The 19,264-nt window shown below is 63.3% G+C and carries 17 protein-coding genes; 9 read left to right on the forward strand and 8 right to left on the reverse strand.

The annotated features are described in order from the left end of the window. Positions 1-34 precede the first annotated feature (34 nt). The 5 genes from D9M09_RS10320 to D9M09_RS10340 all read left to right on the forward strand — a co-directional run bounded on the left by D9M09_RS10320 (position 35) and on the right by D9M09_RS10340 (position 4,965). Positions 35-1,273 (forward strand): DEAD/DEAH box helicase, encoded by a 1,239-nt coding sequence (locus D9M09_RS10320; protein ID WP_121671036.1) that lies wholly within the window; start codon positions 35-37, stop codon positions 1,271-1,273. A 51-nt stretch (positions 1,274-1,324) separates the two neighbouring features. Further along, positions 1,325-1,942, forward strand: a complete 618-nt coding sequence (locus D9M09_RS10325; protein WP_070287945.1) for an LON peptidase substrate-binding domain-containing protein — start codon at positions 1,325-1,327, stop codon at positions 1,940-1,942. 141 nt (positions 1,943-2,083) lie between these two features. After that, entirely contained in the window at positions 2,084-2,827 is a 744-nt protein-coding gene (locus tag D9M09_RS10330) for a DNA-binding protein (protein WP_046684938.1), read from the forward strand. Between the two features lie 163 nt (positions 2,828-2,990). Continuing rightward, positions 2,991-3,938, forward strand: a complete 948-nt coding sequence (locus tag D9M09_RS10335; protein ID WP_121669205.1) for a cupin-like domain-containing protein — start codon at positions 2,991-2,993, stop codon at positions 3,936-3,938. A gap of 100 nt (positions 3,939-4,038) precedes the next feature. Then, the gene (locus D9M09_RS10340; protein WP_346428575.1) at positions 4,039-4,965 is read left to right on the forward strand and encodes an ADP-ribosylglycohydrolase family protein; all 927 of its coding nucleotides are present in this window, start codon (positions 4,039-4,041) and stop codon (positions 4,963-4,965) included. Here D9M09_RS10340 and D9M09_RS10345 read toward each other — a convergent pair. The 4 genes from D9M09_RS10345 to trpS form a co-directional block, all read right to left on the reverse strand. Further along, positions 4,962-5,693 (reverse strand): class I SAM-dependent methyltransferase, encoded by a 732-nt coding sequence (locus tag D9M09_RS10345; RefSeq protein ID WP_121669206.1) that lies wholly within the window; start codon positions 5,691-5,693, stop codon positions 4,962-4,964. The two genes, D9M09_RS10340 and D9M09_RS10345, sit on opposite strands and share 4 nt — an antisense overlap. After that, complete coding sequence (locus tag D9M09_RS10350; protein ID WP_121669207.1) at positions 5,690-6,931, reverse strand: voltage-gated chloride channel family protein; 1,242 nt, start codon at positions 6,929-6,931, stop codon at positions 5,690-5,692. Before D9M09_RS10350 ends, D9M09_RS10345 begins: the two co-directional genes overlap by 4 nt. A 35-nt stretch (positions 6,932-6,966) precedes the next feature. After that, positions 6,967-8,556, reverse strand: coding sequence for a pyridoxal-dependent decarboxylase (locus tag D9M09_RS10355; protein WP_121669208.1), 1,590 nt, complete (start codon positions 8,554-8,556; stop codon positions 6,967-6,969). A gap of 132 nt (positions 8,557-8,688) precedes the next feature. After that, a complete protein-coding gene (gene trpS, locus D9M09_RS10360; protein ID WP_205602349.1) occupies positions 8,689-9,765 on the reverse strand; it encodes a tryptophan--tRNA ligase in 1,077 nt (358 codons plus the stop codon). Positions 9,766-10,081: 316 nt separating this feature from the next. On the opposite strand from trpS, the gene D9M09_RS10365 reads away from it, so the two are divergent. Beyond that, a complete protein-coding gene (locus D9M09_RS10365; protein ID WP_121669209.1) occupies positions 10,082-12,025 on the forward strand; it encodes a CocE/NonD family hydrolase in 1,944 nt (647 codons plus the stop codon). Here D9M09_RS10365 and D9M09_RS10370 read toward each other — a convergent pair. The 4 genes from D9M09_RS10370 to D9M09_RS10385 form a co-directional block, all read right to left on the reverse strand. Then, entirely contained in the window at positions 12,022-12,879 is an 858-nt protein-coding gene (locus tag D9M09_RS10370) for a DMT family transporter (protein WP_121669210.1), read from the reverse strand. The genes D9M09_RS10365 and D9M09_RS10370 overlap by 4 nt on opposite strands. 7 nt (positions 12,880-12,886) lie before the next feature. After that, positions 12,887-13,708, reverse strand: a complete 822-nt coding sequence (locus D9M09_RS10375) for a substrate-binding periplasmic protein (RefSeq protein WP_121669211.1) — start codon at positions 13,706-13,708, stop codon at positions 12,887-12,889. Between the two features lie 100 nt (positions 13,709-13,808). Beyond that, the gene (locus D9M09_RS10380; RefSeq protein ID WP_121671038.1) at positions 13,809-15,092 is read right to left on the reverse strand and encodes a TCR/Tet family MFS transporter; all 1,284 of its coding nucleotides are present in this window, start codon (positions 15,090-15,092) and stop codon (positions 13,809-13,811) included. A 119-nt stretch (positions 15,093-15,211) separates the two neighbouring features. After that, entirely contained in the window at positions 15,212-15,862 is a 651-nt protein-coding gene (locus tag D9M09_RS10385; protein WP_070221541.1) for an HD domain-containing protein, read from the reverse strand. 179 nt (positions 15,863-16,041) lie between these two features. On the opposite strand from D9M09_RS10385, the gene D9M09_RS10390 reads away from it, so the two are divergent. From D9M09_RS10390 to D9M09_RS10400, 3 genes are all read left to right on the forward strand, one after another. Further along, positions 16,042-16,578 carry an energy transducer TonB gene (locus D9M09_RS10390; protein WP_139142882.1) on the forward strand — a complete coding sequence of 179 codons (537 nt, stop codon included), beginning with the start codon at positions 16,042-16,044 and terminating at the stop codon, positions 16,576-16,578. Between the two features lie 204 nt (positions 16,579-16,782). Next, the gene (locus D9M09_RS10395; RefSeq protein ID WP_034752308.1) at positions 16,783-17,274 is read left to right on the forward strand and encodes a chemotaxis protein CheW; all 492 of its coding nucleotides are present in this window, start codon (positions 16,783-16,785) and stop codon (positions 17,272-17,274) included. 281 nt (positions 17,275-17,555) lie between these two features. Next, entirely contained in the window at positions 17,556-19,190 is a 1,635-nt protein-coding gene (locus D9M09_RS10400) for a methyl-accepting chemotaxis protein (protein ID WP_070221539.1), read from the forward strand. Positions 19,191-19,264: the final 74 nt, after the last annotated feature.

A 19,264-nucleotide genomic window follows, 5' to 3' on the forward strand; every position in this document is an offset into this window, starting at 1 on the left:
CGCCGCCTTTTCATTTGCCAAGATTGCTTTCCCCATGACGTTTTCCTCCCTCGGCCTGATCGATCCCCTGGCCCGCAAACTCGATGAGCTCGGCTATGCCAAGCCCACGCCCGTGCAGGCACAGGCAATCCCGGCCGTGCTGGCCGGGCGCGACCTGATGGCCGCCGCCCAGACGGGCACGGGCAAGACGGCGGGCTTTGCCGTGCCGCTGCTGCAGCGCCTGACCCTGGAAGGCGTGGTGGCGCCGCAATGCGTGCGCGTGCTGGTGCTGGTGCCCACGCGCGAGCTGGCCGAGCAAGTCTATGCCAGCTTCCGCAGCTATGGCGGCAACTTGCCGCTGCGCAGCTTTGTCGCCTATGGCGGCGTGCCCATCGAGCCGCAGATCAGCAAGCTGCGCAAGGGCCTCGACGTGCTGGTGGCCACGCCGGGCCGTTTGCTGGACTTGCAGACGCAGGGCGCCGTCAAGTTCGAGCAATTGCAGACGCTGGTGCTGGATGAGGCGGACCGCATGCTGGACCTCGGTTTCGAGCGCGAGCTCGATATATTGCTGATGACGATGCCCAAGCAGCGCCAGACCCTGCTGTTCTCGGCCACCTTCTCGGACGCCATCCGCGCCATGGCGAAAACCATGCTGAAGGACCCCGTGTCGGTGGAAGTGAGCGCGCGCAACAGCACGGTGAAAGCCGTCAAGCAGTCGGTGATCGTGTGCGACAAGAAACGCAAGCCGGAACTGTTTTTGCACTTGCTGAAGAAAAAGCGCTGGGGCCAGGTCCTCGTCTTCGTCAAGACGCGCAAGGGCGTCGAGCTGCTGGTGAATACCTTGCTGGAGCAGGGCGTGCGCGCCGATTCCATCCACGGCGACAAGACGCAGCCGAACCGCTTGCGCGCGCTGGCCCGCTTCAAATCGGCCGAGGTGCAGGTGCTGGTGGCTACCGACGTGGCCGCCCGTGGCCTCGACATCGATCAATTGCCCGTCGTCGTCAATTTCGACTTGCCAACGGTGGCGGAAGACTATATCCACCGCATCGGCCGCACGGGCCGCGCGGGCGCCTCGGGCGAAGCCATTTCCCTCGTCTGCGCCGATGAAGTCGAATTGCTGTCGGCCGTGGAAGCGCTGACGCGGCAAACCCTCAAACGCAACGAGGAGCCCGGTTTTGAGGCGGAACACCGCGTGCCGGGCACGTCCGCCGGAGGCACGATTCAGAAAAAGATCGTGAAAGTGCTGGCGCCGAAGGCGGCGGAGCGGGCGAAAAAGCGCCGTTTTTATAAGTAAAGGACGCACAAGGCGCGCAGCACGGATATCGCATTCGTGCCATCATGCGCCATGACCTCGATACCTTTGTTCCCGCTCAATACGGTGCTGTATCCCGATGGCTATCTGCCCCTGCAGATCTTCGAGGTGCGCTACCTGGACATGATACGTCAGTGCATCATGGGAGAGCAGCCGTTCGGCGTGGTGCAGCTGCTGGACGGCGCCGAAGTGCGCAAGCCGGGCCAGCTGGAAACCCTGGCGCCCGTGGGTACCCTGGCGCGCGTCATCGACTGGGCCGCGCCCTTGTCGGGCTTGCTGCAAATCAAATGCATGGGCATGCAGCGCTTTCACATCGTCTCCAGCGAACAGCTGAAAAACGGCTTGTGGATGGCGCAGGTCGAAACCTTGCCGCCCGATAAAACCATTCCCATCCCCCAGGAGCAGCAGAACGTGGCCGACGCACTCGGTGCCCTGATCCGCACCTTGCAGGAGCAAAAGATTCCGCCCGATCAAATGCCCCTGCAGCCGCCGTACCGCCTCGACGAGTGCGGCTGGGTGGCGAACCGCTGGTGCGAGCTGCTGTCCCTGAGCGCCATGCAAAAGCAATTGCTGCTGAGCCAGGACAATCCCGTGCTGCGCCTGGAACTGGTGCAGGATATGCTCACGGAAAACGGCTTGCTGGAAGAGTAGACACGCCAGCCCGCATGTTTTCTCGCGCTTCCGTTGTGCAATTGCAATTTCTATTGAGAAATACTTTACGCTTTGCCGCCGCTGGCATAAGATAATGCCCCTGGGCAAGATTGCCCTGGGCAACATTCAAGAGCAGACGACATGGCAAAAGTAAGCGCGGAACAGATCAATGCGGCAATGGAAGCGATGGCGGGTGAAGGCCAGGCCATCACGGTGCGCGCCTTGCGCGAACGGCTGGGCAACGGCGCCTGCCTGGGTACCATCAGCAAGCTCTTGCAGCGTCGCAAGGCGGGCGCGCAGCGCCAGATCGCTGCCGCCGCCGAACTGTCGCCCGTGCTGCAGCAAGCCATCCTCGATTATGTAGGGCAGGAATTAAGCGCCAGCCACAGCGCGCATGAAGCCGAGATGAACGACAATCAACAGGAATTGATGGACCTGGCCAGTGAGAACGAGCGCCAGCAAGAGTTGCTCGACCTGCAGGCGGGCGAGCTGGAAACCTTGCGCGAGGAACTCGAGCGCGAGCGGCAGGTGGCGAATCAGGCTAGAACGGACCTGGCCAAGGCGCAGCTGCGCCTGGAAGGCTTGCCGCGCCTGGAAGAGGCGGCCGAACAGGCGCGCATGGACCTGGCCAAGGCGCAATTCAAGCTCGAGGGAATACCGCGCCTGGAAGAGGCTGCCGAAGCGGCGCGCGCGGAACTGATCCAGGCCCAGCTGAAGCTGGAAAGCCTGACGCGCGTGGAAACGGAACTGGCGGCCGCCCGCCTGGAACTGGAAGCGGAACGCGAAGAGCTGGGCGAAACGCGCGCCGAGCTGGACGAAGAACGCACCTTGCGCATCAAGGCGCAGCAGTTTATCGTCGATCCGATCTTCAAAACACCTGTCTGAGGACGCCTGGCCTAAGCTGCTGCGCGTCGGTATAGGTAGCTCGCGACGGTTTTGTCAGGTGTCGATACGTCGGGGGAATATGTCATGCGAGCCTTGCTGGCTTAAAATGGCGCACTGTCGCGCCATGCCATGCCATGTGACGCCTTGATCGCAAAGAAGGTTTATGTCTGTAGAAAAAGAAGTGCCGCTCCCGCTTGCGGCCGCCCCCATCGCGCCGCGCGCGCTGCCGCCCCGGCCGCCAGCCGAATTCAGCTCGCCCGAAGCGGCCCTGGCACGCAAGCTGGCGCGCGAAGACAAGGATGCGCAGGTGCGCGGCGTTACGTCCATCGATGCCATGCGCGAGGCCATCAAGCGGGCGGCGCGTGACTTGCCCGCCATTACCGAAGTGCCGCGCCTGGCCATGCTGGACGCCGCCGCCTTCCGTGCGCGCGCCGCGCTGGGCTTGCCCTTCCTGATGCGCGGGCTGGTGCGGCGCTGGCCTTTGTCGGCATTGGGGCCAGAGGTCTTGCGCGAACGGTTCAGCCACGTGCCCGTGCGCGCGCGGGTGGGCGACTATATCAACACGGCGTTCGCGGCCGACCGCGCCATGCAGGACATGTCGATGGGGCAATATCTGGATATGGTGGAAGAAGGGGCGCACGCGTTGCCGCCGTACCTGGGCAACCTGGAATTGCGCGAGCTGAACCGTCTGTGCCACTGGCCCACGTATTTCGACAAGATGGGCCCGCCGCGCTTCTGGGTGGGGCCGGCCGGCACGGTGACGCCCCTGCATTGCGATTACGACGACAATATCTTCGCGCAAGTGTGGGGCCGCAAGCGCATCTTCCTGTCGCCGCCGCACCACGACGCCTTCCTGTATCCCAGCGAAGCGAACGCCATCCTGTTCGGTTCGCCCTTCGACCCGGAAGCGCCCGATTTCCAGCGCTTCCCCCTGGCAAGCCAGGCGACCATGATCGATTGCATCGTCGAGCCGGGCGACATGCTGTACGTGCCCGCCGGCTGGTACCATCAGGTGCGCGCGCTGACGTTTTCGCTGTCGTCTAACCGCTGGGCCAGGGCCATGCCGCTGGCCTTGCATGGAGATACGGCGCTGCGGCGTAGCGAGGCCTGATCTTATGGCGCGATGGCCAGTGCCTGCAGGCGCAGCGCGGCACCTCGTGCTGGCAGCGGAAACCGGATGAGTGTGGCCCGCCAGGAATCCACGGAGAATCATGATGGCGTCAACTTTGCACAAACCAACCTTACACAAGCGCTATCTGGGCGCCTTGCTGGGACTTGCCTGCGGCGATGCCGTCGGCACGACCGTGGAATTTTCTCCACGCGGCAGCTTTGTGCCGGTGACGGGCATGACTGGCGGCGGTCCGTTCGGCTTGCAGCCGGGACAATGGACCGACGATACGTCGATGGCGCTGTGCCTGGCCGAAAGCCTGGTCCAGAAGGGGGCGTTCGATGCGGCGGACCAGATGGTGCGGTACTTGAACTGGTGGCAATGGGGCTACCTGAGTTCCACCGGCACCTGCTTCGATATCGGCGGCACGGTAAGGAGCGCGCTGGCCAGTTTCCAGGAGACGGGCAATCCCTGGAGCGGCTCCGCCGCGCCTGACACGGCGGGCAATGGGTCGCTCATGCGCCTGGTCCCCGTCGTGCTGTTTGCCTATCCCGATGCCGAAGCGGCCATGGCCTGCGCCGCCGACAGTTCCCGCACCACTCACGCGGCGCCGGAAGCCGTCGAAAGCTGCCAGCTGCTCGCCGCCTTGCTGTGCAGCGCGCTGGCGGGCACGGCGAAAGACGCGCTGCTGGACAGCATTGCGTTCCGGCCTGCGGAACCGAAGCTGGTGGAGCTGGCCAGCGGCAGTTTCCTCGCCAAGACGGAGCAGCAGATACGCGGCACCGGTTATTGCGTGGAATCGCTGGAAGCGGCGCTCTGGTGCTTCTTCCATACCGACTCACTGGAAGCGGCGGTATTGCGCGCTGTCAATCTGGGCGAAGATGCCGATACGACCGGCGCCATCGTCGGCCAGCTTGCCGGCGCCTATTATGGCGCCCAGGCGATTCCCCCGCTATGGCTGGATGCGCTGGCCATGCGCGACGATATCGAAGAACTGGCGGGCAAATTGTTCGAGCGGGCCCGGGCCTAGCGCAGGCTGCAGCCCACCAGCAGCAGCATCGGCCGCTCGCGCTCTTCCGCCAGGGCCGGCTGCTGCGCCACCTGTTCGTCGCTCGGCCCCCATTCTTCCACATGCTCCAGCTGGAAACCCGCTTGCAGCAGTGCATTGATGGTCGTGCCCAGGGTGCGGTGCTGCTTGATCACGCCAGGCGCCAGCCAGTCCGACACGCGCGGACCTTGCTGCTGGTAGCTGTCGACGGGCCAGCGCTTGCGGCCCTGTCCATCCGTCAGCCAGCCCGGCTGGCGCGGCGCCATGAAAATCGGGTGCTCGATGGAAAATACCAGCTTGCCGCCCGGCCTCAAGCCGTGGCGGATGGCGGCCAGCAAGGTGGCGAAATCCGCGATGTAGTGGAAGGCGAGCGAGCTGTAGATCAGGTCGTAGCCGGCTGGCGGCAAGGCCAGTTGTTCCAGATCAAGCCGGGCATAGCTGACAGCCGCATGTTCTCCCATGCCGCCCGCCTGCGCCAGCATCTTTTCCGACACGTCCACGCCCAATACCCGCGCCGCTCCCTGTTCTGCCGCCCAGCGGCAGAACCAGCCATAGCCGCAACCCAGGTCGAGTACTTGCATGCCTTGTACGTCTGGCAGCATGGCGCGCAGGGCCGGCCATTCGGGCGCGCTGTCGAGGCCGCCGATGGAGCGGGGCAGCTGGCTGTAGGCCGTGAAAAAGGCGTCGTTGTCGTAGATATTTTGGGTCATGGTTCAAGATCCTGGTGGGCGCTGCGCTTGGCATGTCCGCCCCGCTGCGCCCGGTAAATGCCAGCGTGGCCGGAAAACAGGTAGGCCACGACGCAGGCGATGGCTGCGTACACGCCGATCTCGGCGCCGAACAGCTCCATCGCCATCAGGGTCGAGGCGATCGGCGTGTTGGCGGCGCCCGCGAACACGGCGACGAAGCCGATGGCGGCCAGCAAGGCGACGGGCTGGTGCAGCAGCGGCCCCAGCGCATTGCCCAGGGTCGCGCCGATGAAGAACAATGGCGTGACTTCACCGCCCTTGAAACCGGTGCCCAGCGAGACGATGGTAAACGCCATCTTGCCGAGGAAATCCCAGGCGGGCAGCGGTTCCTTCAGGGCGTCAACGATGGTGGGGATGCCCAGGCCGATATATTTGTCGGTGCCCAGCAGCCACACGGCGACGGCGACGGCGAGGCCGCCTATCAGCGGGCGCAGCGGGGCGTAGGCAATTTTGCGCTTCATCAAGCCGCTCAAGCCGTGCGTGGCTTGCGCAAACAGTTTACCGGTCACGCCGAACAGCACGCCCGCGATGACCATGGCGGATAAAGTCCAGGCGGAGAGGGCGGGGATCAAGGGCACGGCGTAATGCGTATGCTGAACGCCCCACAGCAAGCCTACCTGGTCGGCGATGACGGCGGCGGCCAGGCAGGGCAGCATGGCTTCGTAGCGCAAGCGGCCGATGGCCAGCACTTCCAGGCCGAAGATGGCGCCGGCCAGCGGCGTGCCGAAGACGGAGGCAAAGCCGGCGCTGATGCCGGCCATCAGGATGATGCGGCGGTCTTCATTGTTCAGGCGAAACATGCGCGTGAGCTGGTCGGCCAGCGCGCCGCCCATCTGCACGGCCGTGCCTTCGCGTCCGACGGAGGCGCCGAACAGATGCGAGATGACGGTGGCGCCCAGCACCAGCGGCGCCATGCGCAGCGGAATGATTTTTTTCGGATCGTGGATTTCATCGATGAGCAGATTCGCGCCGCCCTCGACACTGCTGCCGTAGCGCAGATATAGCCAGCCGACGGCAAAGCCCGCCACGGGCAGCAGCCAGATCAGCCAGGCGTGCGCCAGGCGCGTCGCGGTTGCCCATTCAAGGGCGAACAGGAAACCGGCCGAGGCGGTGCCAGCCAGCACGGCCACGACAAAGGCCAGCAGCAGCCATTTCAACAGATGCTGCAGCAGATCGGTGAGGGCGCTCAGGCGGTGCATCGGTCATCCAGTCATGGGCGATGGGTGGGTGTTTCTTACAGGCCCAGTTCCGCCACCAGCGCCTGGCCGATGGCCCGCTGTTCGGCCAAAATGGCGCGCAGGTGGTGGGGGCGCGTCTTGACGTTCGTCATGACCACGCGCAATACATTCGTCGGGCCAGGGTAGCGCGTCGATTCCAGGACCGTGCGCGACACAAAACTGTGGCCTTGCGCCTTTTGGCGGTTTTGCAGCTTGGCGTTCAAGGTGTTCAGTTGCTTGTTCAGCTCGGTCGCCGCCTCGACCTGTCCGCCGGCCAGCAAGCTGTCCATGCGCTGGCGCAAGGGCGCGGGCACGTAGCGGTAGGTGAGAATGAAGGTGTCGGAGCGCGTGACGAGTTCGAAATCCTGCTGGTCGGCCAACAAGTCCTGCAACTGGCCGGACAGGGTGGCCGCCTGCTGCAGCAAGGTCGTGTAGCCGGACACGCCCAGCACCTTGAACGAGGTCCACAGTTTCAAGGCGTCGAAGCGGCGCGAGCCTTCCAGCGAGGTCTGGCCCAGGTCGCCCGAGTTATCGCGCAAGATGTAGTTGGCGTTGTGCTTCAGCAGGTTCAGGCTGGCGCCATCCTTGAACAGCACCATGCTTTGCGCCATCGGCACCCACAGCAATTTATGCCCGTCGATGACGACGGAGTCGGCCAGGGCGATGCCGTCGTAGAGGGGGCGGTACTGTTCCGCGATCAAGAGCGCGCCGCCCCAGGCCGCATCCACGTGGAACCAGATGGACTCGCGCGCGGCAATGGCCGCCATGGCGGCCAGCGGGTCGATGGCGCCCGTTTCCGTCGTGCCGGCGATGCCGATCATGGCGACGACCTTGATATTGCGCGATTTCAAATCGGCAATCGTCGCTTCCAGCGCGGTGACGTCGATGCGGTTGTCGCGGTCGACGGCCACCAGGTGCAGGGCGTTTTCGCCGAGGCCCAAAGTCGCCAGCGCCTTTTTCACGGAATAATGGCTGCGGGCCGAACCGATCACGGCCAGTCCCGCGTAGCTAGAATCCTGCATGGCGGCAAACAGGCCGCGTTTGCGCGTGCCGGGCAATTGTTTTTCCAGCGCCACGGCCAGGGCCGTCAAATTGCCCATGGTGCCGCCATTGACGACATTGCCCAGCGCGCCGCTGGTGGCGGCCATGGCCTGCGCGTAGTCGGCGTCCGGCTGCTGGTACACCTGGCGGTGCAGCCAGCCCAGGATCTGTTTTTCGATCAGGGTCGACACATACGCCGTCTCGATCTTGACCTGGTTCTGGTTCAGGGTTGCCGTAAACGCTTCAGCCAGCACGCTGATCCAGGGCAAGGCCTGCGTCATGTGGCCGATGTATTGCGGATGGTTCAGCTGGGCCGTATTGGCCAGCACGGTGGTGTCGAGCTCCTGCAGGAATTGCGCCACGGGCATGCCATGCGCGGGCAGGCAAGTGTCGGACAGCTGCGTCAGCAATTCCGCGTACGGCGTGTGCGGATACGGTTCGGCGCGTTCGGCGGCCAGCCAGCCGCCCAGCATGCGCAGCGCCTGCTGCAGGGGCGCAGGCTCCTGTTGCAGCGCATCGATGGAAAAATGCTGCTGCAGCAGCTGTTCGATAGGGGTCTCGGTCATGGCGCGTTGTCTTCTCTACGGATTGCTGGTGCCACGGTGACAAACGAATTGCGCCCAGGCGGAAGCGGGATTTTACCCGACTCCGCCTGAGCGCATCAGTTTGCTATATCAGTTTGCTATTGCTGCGGGCGATCAGAAGTAGTTGAGGCCCAGCGCCGACTTGACTTCGTCGGCCGTGCGGGCCGCCACTTCGCGCGCCTTGAAGGTGCCTTCCTTGAGCATCTGGATGACCTGGCCCTTGTCTTTGGCGAACTCTTCGCGGCGGGCGCGGATCGGCGCCAGCATTTCCTGCAAGACCACATCCAGGCGCTTCTTGACGATGCTGTCGCCCAGGCCGCCGCGCACGTAATGGGCTTTCATTTCGGCCAGTGCCGCTTTTTCCGGATCGAACGCGTCCAGGTAAGTAAACGCGATGTTGCCTTCCAGGTGGCCCGGGTCTTCCACGCGCAGGTGCAGCGGGTCCGTATAAACTTTTTTCACGGCAGCCGTGATTTCGGCCGGGGTCGCGCCCAGGTTGATGGTGTTGCCCAGCGACTTGCTCATCTTCGCCTTGCCGTCGATGCCGGGCAGGCGGCCGATGTCCGGCACCAGCGCCTTGCATTCCATCAGCACTTCGCGGTTGTACATGCGGTTGAAACGGCGCACGATTTCATTCGTTTGCTCGATCATGGGGATCTGGTCTTCGCCCACGGGCACCACGCCCGCCTTGAAGGCCGTGATGTCGGCCGCCTGGCTGGCCGGGTAGGTCAAGAAACCGGCTGGAATGTCGCGCTCGAAGCCGCGCAGGCGGATTTCTTCCTTGACGGTGGGATTGCGCTCGAGGCGCGCCACGGTGACGATGTTCAGGTAGTAAAAGGTCAGCTCGGCCAGTTCCGGGATCTGCGACTGGATGAAGACCGTGGTCTTGCTCGGGTCGATGCCGACGGCGAGGTAGTCGAGCGCCACTTCGACGACATTGCGGTGCACCTTGTCGATGTCTTCCATATTGTCCGTCAGCGCTTGCGCGTCGGCCAGCATGATGAATTGCTTGTAGCTGTTCTGGTAGCGGACGCGGTCGCGCAGGCTGCCCACGTAGTGACCCAGGTGCAGGGGGCCGGTCGGGCGGTCGCCCGTCAGGATCACGGATTGCGAAGCGATGGCAGCGGGCGACAGCGGTGCTGCCGGTGCGTCGTTCTGGTCTTGGGTATCTGGGGTGTTAGGCAAGCTCATCAAGTTTCCTTTTGAGCCGCCTGCATCGGGGATGATCCAGGCTGAGCCTGTTACGCCACCGATCGAGGCGGCGTGGATCAAATTCACATCACTATAGAGTGGCCGCGCGAAAGTGAGCGGGACCACCAATTCAAGCAGGCGTGTTGTGACGGGATAAATTTCATGGCGTTATGGTTGCAGTTCGGGCGCGTTCTGTCAAGTTGCGTGCCCATATATCTACTGCGCTGCGTCAGAGGCTAGCCTATTGTGGAACTTGCTTTCCGGGTACTATTGCCATTCGGCCACTTTTGCGTGGCATGAATCATTGGAGAACAGTATGCGCGTGTCGTCCCCCGTCCGGCTCACCGGCCTGGCTTTTGTTATCAGTTCCTTGTTTGCAGTACCGGCGATGGCGCAAACGCCGCCGATGACGCCCGATATCGGTGCCAAGCTGGTGCTGCCCGATATGAATGATTACGTCAAGCGCGTGGTGATGATCCCCATGCGCGACGGCGTCAAGCTGTACACGGTGATCGTCGTGCCGAAAGACGCCAAGCGGGCGCCGATCATGCTCACGCGCACGCCGTACAACGCAGCGCGCCGCGCGCAGCGCGCCACCAGCGCCAGCATGCTGGCCACCTTGCCGCAGGGCGACGACACCCTGGTGGAAAACGGCTACATCCGCGTATTCCAGGACGTGCGCGGCAAGCATGGCTCGGAAGGCGATTACGTGATGACGCGCCCCGTGCGCGGCCCGCTGAACAATACCAAGGTCGATAACGTGACCGATGCGTGGGACACCATCGAGTGGCTGTCGAAAAATATTCCGGAAAGCAATGGCAAAGTGGGCATGCTCGGTTCCTCATATGAGGGACATACGGTGCTGATGGCCCTGGTCGATCCGCATCCGGCGCTGAAGGTGGCCATTCCCATGAGCGCCATGGTCGACGGCTGGCGCGGCGACGACTGGTTCCACAACGGCGCCTTCCGCATGCCGAGCTTGTCTTACCTGGCGTGGCAGACGAGCGTGCGCGGCAGCGGTGAGGCGCCCGTGCTGGGCGTCTACGACGACTACGACGCGTATCTGCGCATCGGCTCGGCCGGTGATTTTGCGAAGAAATTTGGCATCGACAAGCTGACCTATACGAAAAAGCTGTTCGAACACCCGGCCTACGACAGTTACTGGCAGGAACAGGCGCTCGATAAAATCCTGGCCAAGCGTCCGCTGATCGTGCCCACCATGCACGTGGTGGGGCAGTGGGACCAGGAAGACATCTATGGCCCCTACGCCACCTACGCGGCGATGGAAGGGCGTGACAAGCACAACAACCTCAATTACCTGGCCATCGGCCCGTGGCGTCACAGCGGCGTCAACTATGACGGCTCCAGCCTGGGCGCCTTGAAGTTTGACGGCGATACGGCGCGCCAGTTCCGCGAAAAAGTCATGCAGCCATTCCTCAATCAATACCTGAAGGATGGTGCGCCGGAAGCGAACACGGCGCCCGTCGTGTCCTACCAGAGCGGCACGAATCAGTGGCAGCGCCTGCAGCAGTGGCCGCTGGCTTGCGAGACCTGCGACACGAAATTGACGCCGATCTACCTGCAGGACGGTTCCAGGCTGGGCTTTGCGGCGCCATCGGGCGCTGCGGATGCGGCGCAAGGCGCGTTCGACGAATACGTGGCCGATCCCGCCAAACCCGTGCCTTTCGTGCCCCGTCCCGTGCGCCTCGGCGATGCCGACGTGTGGAAACCATGGCTGGTCAGCGACCAGCGCGGCTATGCGGACCGCACGGACGTGCTCAGCTATGTTTCGGAACCGTTGAAAACGGCCGTGCGCATCGCCGGCGCGCCGATGGTCAACCTGTTCGCGGCCACCAGCGGCACGGATGCCGACTGGGTGGTGAAACTGATCGACGTGTATCCGGACGAAGTACCGTCGCAGCCGGCCATGGGCGGCTACCAGCTGGGCGTGGCCATGGATATCTTCCGCGGCCGTTACCGCGACAGCTTCGAGCACCCGACACCGATACCGGCGGGCAAAGTGGAGCGCTACCGCTTCGCCTTGCCGAACGCGAATCATGTCTTCCTGCCCGGTCACCGCATTGCCGTGCAAGTACAGTCGAGCTGGTTCCCGCTGTACGACCGCAACCCGCAAAACTACGTGCCGAACATCTTCCTGGCCGACCCGGGCCATTATAGAAAGGCGACGCAGCGCGTGTACCACGCGGCAGGGGCGGCCAGCGCCATCGAGTTGCCGATCGCGCCGCTCGACGCCCGCTAGGCGATGCGCATCAAGACTGCTCCCGCCGCGATCAGGCCGATGGCCACATAGCGGCGGGGGCTGATTTTTTCGCGCAGGAACAGGGCCGCAATGGCGATGGCGAACAGGATCGACGTTTCGCGCAGGGCCGCGATGGCGGCTACGGGCGCCTGCGTCATGGCCCACAGGGCCAGTCCATACGAGGCCAGGGTGCCGAAACCGCCGAGCGCGGCCAAACGCCATTGCGTTTGCGCATAGGCAAGCAGGCCGGCGCGGCGGCGCAGCACCGTCCACAGCAGCAGCCCGGTTCCGTTCAAGACGAAAATCCACATCGTGTAGGCGGCCGGCGCGCCGGACAGGCGCACGCCGATGCCGTCGATCAGGGTATAGCTGGCGATGACGCAGGCGTTGCCCAGTGCAAAGGCGGTGGCGCGTCCCGTGTTTTTCGCGGCGATGGCCGTGGCGGGCCCGCGCGCGGCAATATACAGGCCGAGGATGCCCGCGCAGATGCAGGCGATGGCGCCCATTTGCATGGAAGACAGGCGTTCGCCGATCAGCGGCCAGCTGGCCAGCGCCACGATCAGCGGGGCGCTGCCGCGCATCAGCGGGTAGGCGTGGCTCATGTCGCCCGCCTTGTAGGCGGCCGCCAGCAGAGAATAATAGGCAAGCTGCGCCACGGCCGAGGCGGCCACGTAGGGCCAGCTGGCGGGCGCGGGAGCATCGACGAAGGGCAGGATTGCCAGCGAGATCAGGGCCGCGCCAGCGGAGACGAGCACGGTCGTGAGGAAGGTATCCTTGCCCGACTTGACGATGGCATTCCAGCTGGCATGCAGCAGGGCGGCAAACAGGACGACGGCGACGACGAAACCGGACATGCAGGCCTTAGCGCGGGCGTATGCTCTGCGACAACAGTTCCTGGCGGTGATGGCGCTGGAAGCCTTCCATCAGGGTGCCCGAGCGGCTGGCTTTTTCCAGCAGTTCGCGCAGGGCCGCCTGGTCATCCGCCGTCAGCGACTTGCGCGACAGGTAGACGCCGCTCATGCCCCACGGCAATTCCGGCAAGGCTTCCAGACGCAGGCGGTCGGCCAGGCCATACACGCGCGCATCGTTTTGCGCCACGCCGGCCAGGATGGTGGGGCTCATGATCGTGGCGTCGATGAAGCCGCTTTGCATCAGGCGCGCCACGGACAGCGCATCGACCTCGTAGAACAGGCGGCCCTGGCTGCTCAGTTCCTTGGCCAGCGCCTGGTAAGAGGCGCCATAGTCGTAGCCGCGCACGAGCGCCACGCGCAAGTCGCGCCGCTCAAGCAATTCCTGCATGGTGTTGATGGGCGCGCGCGCGCCTTGCAGCGAGATCAGCAGGGGCCGGTTGCCCATCAAGGGGATGAACAGGCCGTGCTGGTCGCGCCGCGGCGTGCTGCTGGCGGGAATCAGCATATCGGCCTTGCCCGCCTCAAACATCGCCTCCAGGCGCGCCCGGGGCACGGCCGTGAAGATGAAATTGCAGCCCAGCTTGGCGCCCATGCTACGCAGCAAGTCGGGGTAGATGCCGCCGATGGCGGCGCCATTGACCACCACGCTGGCGCCGATGGCCGAGACGGGCACCTGGATGTCGCGCGAGCATTGCGCGCCCGCCAGGGTCGGCAGCGCCAGCGCCAGCATGGCCACGGTCCGGCGCCAGGCGCTGGAATAAAAGTCAGTCATACCCATCCTTGCTCACCATCGAATCGCGGGCGTCGGCAACGTCCGCTTGATTATCCCATTCTCGCCTATTTATTTCTCAAATGCAATATTATCCTGCCGACTACTTTGTGGTGGAAACCGCAAGTCTGGCCAGGCGCTGCGCCTGGAAGTAGCGCCAGGCCACCACGATGCCCAAGGTTTGCATGATGGCGCACAGATAGAAGGTGCTGCCGATGCGCCAGTCCTGTGCTGGCAAGTGGCTCACCTCGCCGAGGATCATGCTGCCGAGCAAAGGCATGATGATGATGCCCAGGCTGCTGATCGATTGCAGGGAGCCCATCAGTTCACCCTGTTCGCCGGCGTTCGATGATTTCGAGATGATGCCCTGCAGGGCCGGACCGGCGGCAAAGGCCAGCAGGTTGCACAGGATCAGCGCGTACATCATCCAGCCTTGCGTGGCCAGGCCGTACAGCAGGTAGGTGAGGGCGCCCGAAGCCATGCCCAGCAGTGACAAACGCACTTCGCCGAAGCGCTTGATGAGGATGCCCAGCAAGCCCGCCTGCACGACGGCCGCGCACAGGCCCACGCAGAACATGGCGATGCCGTTCTGGCGCGGCGTCCAGTCGAAGCGGAAATGCGTGTACAGCACCCAGGTGGTGTTGAGCATCATCTGCGCAAACGTCATCAGGCCGAAGGCCAGCACCAGGCCGCGGATCTCCACGCGGCGCACCAGTTTCAGCAGGGCGGCAAACGGATTGATGCGCGCCCAGGTAAAGGACGCGCGGGGACCGGGCTGCAGCGATTCGGGCACGCAGAAATAGCCGTAGAGGAAATTGGCCGCCGACAGGCCGGCCGCCACGTAAAACGGCAGGCGCAGATTGACCTCGCCCAGCAGGCCGCCCAGCATGGGCCCGCAGATGAAGCCCAGGCCGAAGGCGGCGCCGATCTTGCCGAAACTCTTGGCACGGTTGTCGTGCGTGGAAATATCGGAGGCGTAGGCGGACGCGACCGACATGCTGGCCGACGAGACGCCGCCGATGATGCGGCCGATGAACAGGCAGGCCAGGTTCGGCGCCCAGCCCGTGGCGAGAAAGTTGATGCCCATGCCGGCCATCGAGTACAGCAGCACGGGACGGCGTCCCACGCGGTCGCTGATGGCGCCCAGCATGGGCATGAAGATGAACTGCAGCAAGCCGAAGACGGCCGCCATGATGCCGTACCAGAATGCCTGCGCATCCTTGCCGTCGACAAAGTCGCCGATCAGGATGGGCAGCACGGGCACCACCAGGCCGATGCCCAGCATGTCGATGAAGACGCAGACGAGGATGAAATTGAGATTGCCGGCGCGCGCGGGCGCGGCGGGCGAGGACGGGGAATGGCTGTCGGGGCTGGTTTTATCGGACATGCATGCTTTCGGCGCGTTGGCATCGCGCCGGCGCGTTACAGGATGCTGCTGACGCGCGGCGCGATAGCTGAGGCTTGCATTATAGACAGCATGCGCGTTGCTGGCTATCGCCGCCAAGCTTATGCGCCCATTCCCCATTCGTCGGCAAAGGCGGCGCGGAAATCCGTCAGCACGGCCAGGCGCTGTTCGGCCAGCGCGCGGCCCGCCGCCGTCTGCATCTTGCCGGGCAGCTTGTCGAGCTTGGTGACGATATGGTCGAGTGCGTAGGCCTTGTCGTCGAGCGGGCGATGCGCTGCCAGCGGATCCGTGCCATGCGCCAGCGCGCTATCCATGCGCGCAGCCGTGTAGAACAGGCGCGCCAGTCCCACGGCGCCCAGCGCGTCGATACGGTCGGCATCCTGCACGATCTGCGCTTCGATCGTGTGCGGCGTCAAGTTGGCGGAAAAACTGTGCGTCTCGATGGCGTGGGCCACGCCGGCCAGTTTTTCTGGTGGAAAATCCAGTTCGGCCAGCTGGCGGCAAGCCAGCGCGGCCGCCTGGCGCGAGGCCAGATGGCGCTCGGGGTGGTTTTTCGGCAGGTTGATCAGGTCGTGCAGGTAGCACGCTGCTATCACGGTGAGGGCGTCGGCCTGCGCATATTCCTGCAGCAGAACGCTGGCATTGCGCCAGACGCGGTGCAGGTGGTTGATGTCGTGGGCGCTGTCATCGCCCAGGCCGGCCGAGGCCAGCGCCAGCAGGCGTGGCTGCCATTGGGAAAGCAAAGAATGCATGGTTCACCATCATAAAAAGCGGGGGGCGCCAGTGTGGCATAAAACGTGCGCACGCAACTATCCATTGCTCTAATGGTATTTGCTTTTTTATTTACTTCTGAGCAGAATGCGCGTCTTGGGGTTTTATTGCCCATAAGATATTTTTTTAAAACAATCATTCCACATTGAAAAGGATGCTCATGCACCGTTATTGGCTGATAGTCGGTTTGTTACTTGCCTGCGGTCACGCGGCCACCTGGGCCCAGGAAGCTCCCCGCTATACCTTGACAGAGGATATGGCGCAAACAGGCACAGTCATTAAACACAAGGGTGTGAAGGCCGGTATTCCCTTGAATTACAGCTATGCGCAACTCAGTGCGGAGCAGAAGCTTGCCGTACGGGATCAGTACGAAGGCATGCCGGCCACAGACGAGCCTCCCTATCCGCTCAAGGGCTTAGCACCTTTCTTGCGTGAAGTGTACGCGGCGCAGCGCATCTTGCAGGTGCGGGGCCAACTGGTGCTGGCGGTGCAGGTAAATAGCAAGGGGGAAGGCAAGGAAGTGGCCATCTTCGAGTCTCCGGACGACAAGATGGCGAACTTCGCCGCGGCTGCCGCCATCAAGCAGCGCTACAAGCCGGGGCTGTGCGGCGGCGTGCCTTGCACCATGGATTTTGTGTATACCGTGACATTCAACCTGCCGTCGAACGAGGAGGGCGGGGAGAGGGCGGCACCATAGCGGCTGGCGCCCAGGCGTGATGCTTTTGCTACAAAGTCAGATAATCGCGGTCCAGCGGAAACAACGATGCTCTTTTTTAGTGCACTGAAAATTTACATGCGGTAACATTGCCGTATTGCAATTTCAGTGCATTATTTAATAAATTCCCTATGGGCGTCCAAGATTGGTGATAGGCGCGTCCTGCGACATTTCTAAAGGATCATCATGAACACCAATTCCAGCGACACTGGCGCCACCGTTGCCAAGGCTGCCGAGTACCTGGCCTTTACCCTGGGCCAGGAAGAGTATGGCATCGACATCCAGAAAGTCAGCGAAATCCGCAGCTATGAAACGCCGACCCGCATCGCCAACGCCCCCGAGTTCGTCAAGGGCGTGGTCAACCTGCGCGGCATCATTGTGCCGATCGTCGACATGCGCATCAAGTTCAACCTGGGCACGCCCAGCTATGACCAGTTTACCGTCGTCATCATCCTCAATATCGGCAACCGCGTCGTCGGCATGGTCGTCGACCGCGTCTCCGACGTCACTACCCTGATGCCGGAACAGATCAAGCCGGCGCCGGACATGGGCCGTTCGATCAACACGGAATACGTGATCGGCCTGGGTACCATCGACGAGCGCATGCTGATCCTGGTCGACATTGACCAGCTGATGTCCAGCGCCGACATGGGCCTGATCGAAAAACTCGCAGCCTAGGCCGCCAGGAAAAGTCCGGGACGGCGTTGCATTGCCCCTGAACATTTCCCGACATCCTAATCCGAGAGGGTTTCTTAAAAACAATTGACTCTCGACATTGCTTGGTTTTTCTGCAAGGCGCACGCTAGCGCATTTCCTGGCGCACGGTTCCGCCGAACCGTGCGCCAGTTTCACTTCAGTTTCACTTTTACACCCGCCTTGACACCGCCGCCAGCCAGCGCGCCAAAGGGAAGCCATCAGCCGTGCGGCATGCTGGCATCAGGGCTTTTTAGGATAGTCACATGAATGTATTACGCAACGTCAGCATCGGTGTCCGCCTCGGACTCGGTTTTGCCGTGATTTTGCTGTTTTCCATGCTCATTACGGGCATCAGCGTCTGGCGCCTGCACGACGTGGCCAGCGCCACGCGCGTCATGATGGAGCAGCCGCTGGCGAAGGAACGCTATATTTCCGACTGGTATGGCCGCATCGACAGCGCCGTGCGCCGCACCATCGCCATTGCCCGCAGCAGCGATACCTCGCTCAGCGGTTATTTCGCCGAAGAATCGAAAGTCTCGTCGGCCAGCTCGGCCGAGCTGCAAAAGAAAATCGAGGCCTTGATCGACAAGCCCGAGGAAAAAGCCATGTTCGCGGGCTTGCTGGAGCAGCGCAAGGTGTACATCGGTTCGCGCGACCAGGTCTACAAGCTCAAGGGTGAAGCGCAGGTCGATGCCGCCAATGAAGTGTTTGAAAAGACCTTCGTGCCGGCCGCCGCCAAGTACCAGAAGATGGTGCAGGACTTGCTGGAACACCAGCGCGCCAGCATCGACACGACGGCGCGCGAGATCGACGCCGTCGCCAATACCAGCCGCAACCTGATGCTGGTGCTGGCCGCGCTGGCGCTGGCTTTTGGCGTTGTCTGTGCCTGGGTCTTGACGACGGGCATCGTGCGCCCCCTGCGCACGGCCGTGGATATCGCCCGCAAGGTGGCCGATGGCGACTTGACGGCGCAGATCGACGCCAGCGCCAAGGATGAAACGGGGCAATTGCTGCAGGCGTTGAAGGACATGAACACGAGCCTGCTCAACATCGTTGGCGAAGTGCGCAGCGGCACGGACAGCATCGCCACGTCCTCGACGCAGATTGCCGCCGGCAACCAGGACCTGTCTTCCCGCACGGAAGAGCAGGCCGGTTCCCTGGAAGAGACGGCGTCTTCGATGGAAGAGCTCACTTCCACCGTGAAACAGAATGCGGACAATGCGCGCCAGGCGAACCAGTTGGCGGCGTCGGCCGCGCAAGTGGCCGTCAAGGGCGGCGAAGTCGTGGCGCAAGTGGTGGGCACGATGGAATCGATCAATGCGTCGTCGAACAAGATCGTCGACATCATCAGCGTCATCGATGGCATCGCCTTCCAGACGAATATCCTGGCGCTGAACGCGGCCGTGGAAGCGGCCCGTGCAGGCGAGCAGGGCCGCGGCTTTGCCGTCGTGGCGTCCGAAGTGCGCAACCTGGCGCAGCGCTCGGCCAGCGCCGCGAAAGAAATCAAAACCCTGATCGGCGCGTCCGTCGAGCAAGTCAACGCGGGCAGCATGCTGGTGGCGCAAGCCGGTTCGACCATGAACGATATCGTCGACAGCGTGCAGCGCGTGAGCGACATCATCACGGAAATTACGGCCGCGAGCAGCGAGCAAAGCGTGGGCATCGACGAAATCAACCGGGCCATCGGCCAGATGGATGCCGTCACGCAGCAAAATGCGGCGCTGGTGGAAGAATCGGCGGCCGCCGCCGAATCGATGCAGCACCAGGCGCACAACCTGGCGCAGGTCGTCAGCGTGTTCAAGCTCAACGGCCAGCAGGCCAGCGGTGCGAACGGTGTAACACAAGCGCTGAAACGCCCGGCAGCGCCGCAAACCACCTTGCGCATCGGCACGCGCTGATGCCGCTGCGGCCGCCCCGTGCGGCCGCTTTCTGCTGTCCCCCTTTTATATAGTCTGGTTCCGCTTTTTTAGGA

Source organism: Janthinobacterium agaricidamnosum, from assembly GCF_003667705.1.
GTDB lineage: Bacteria > Pseudomonadota > Gammaproteobacteria > Burkholderiales > Burkholderiaceae_D > Janthinobacterium.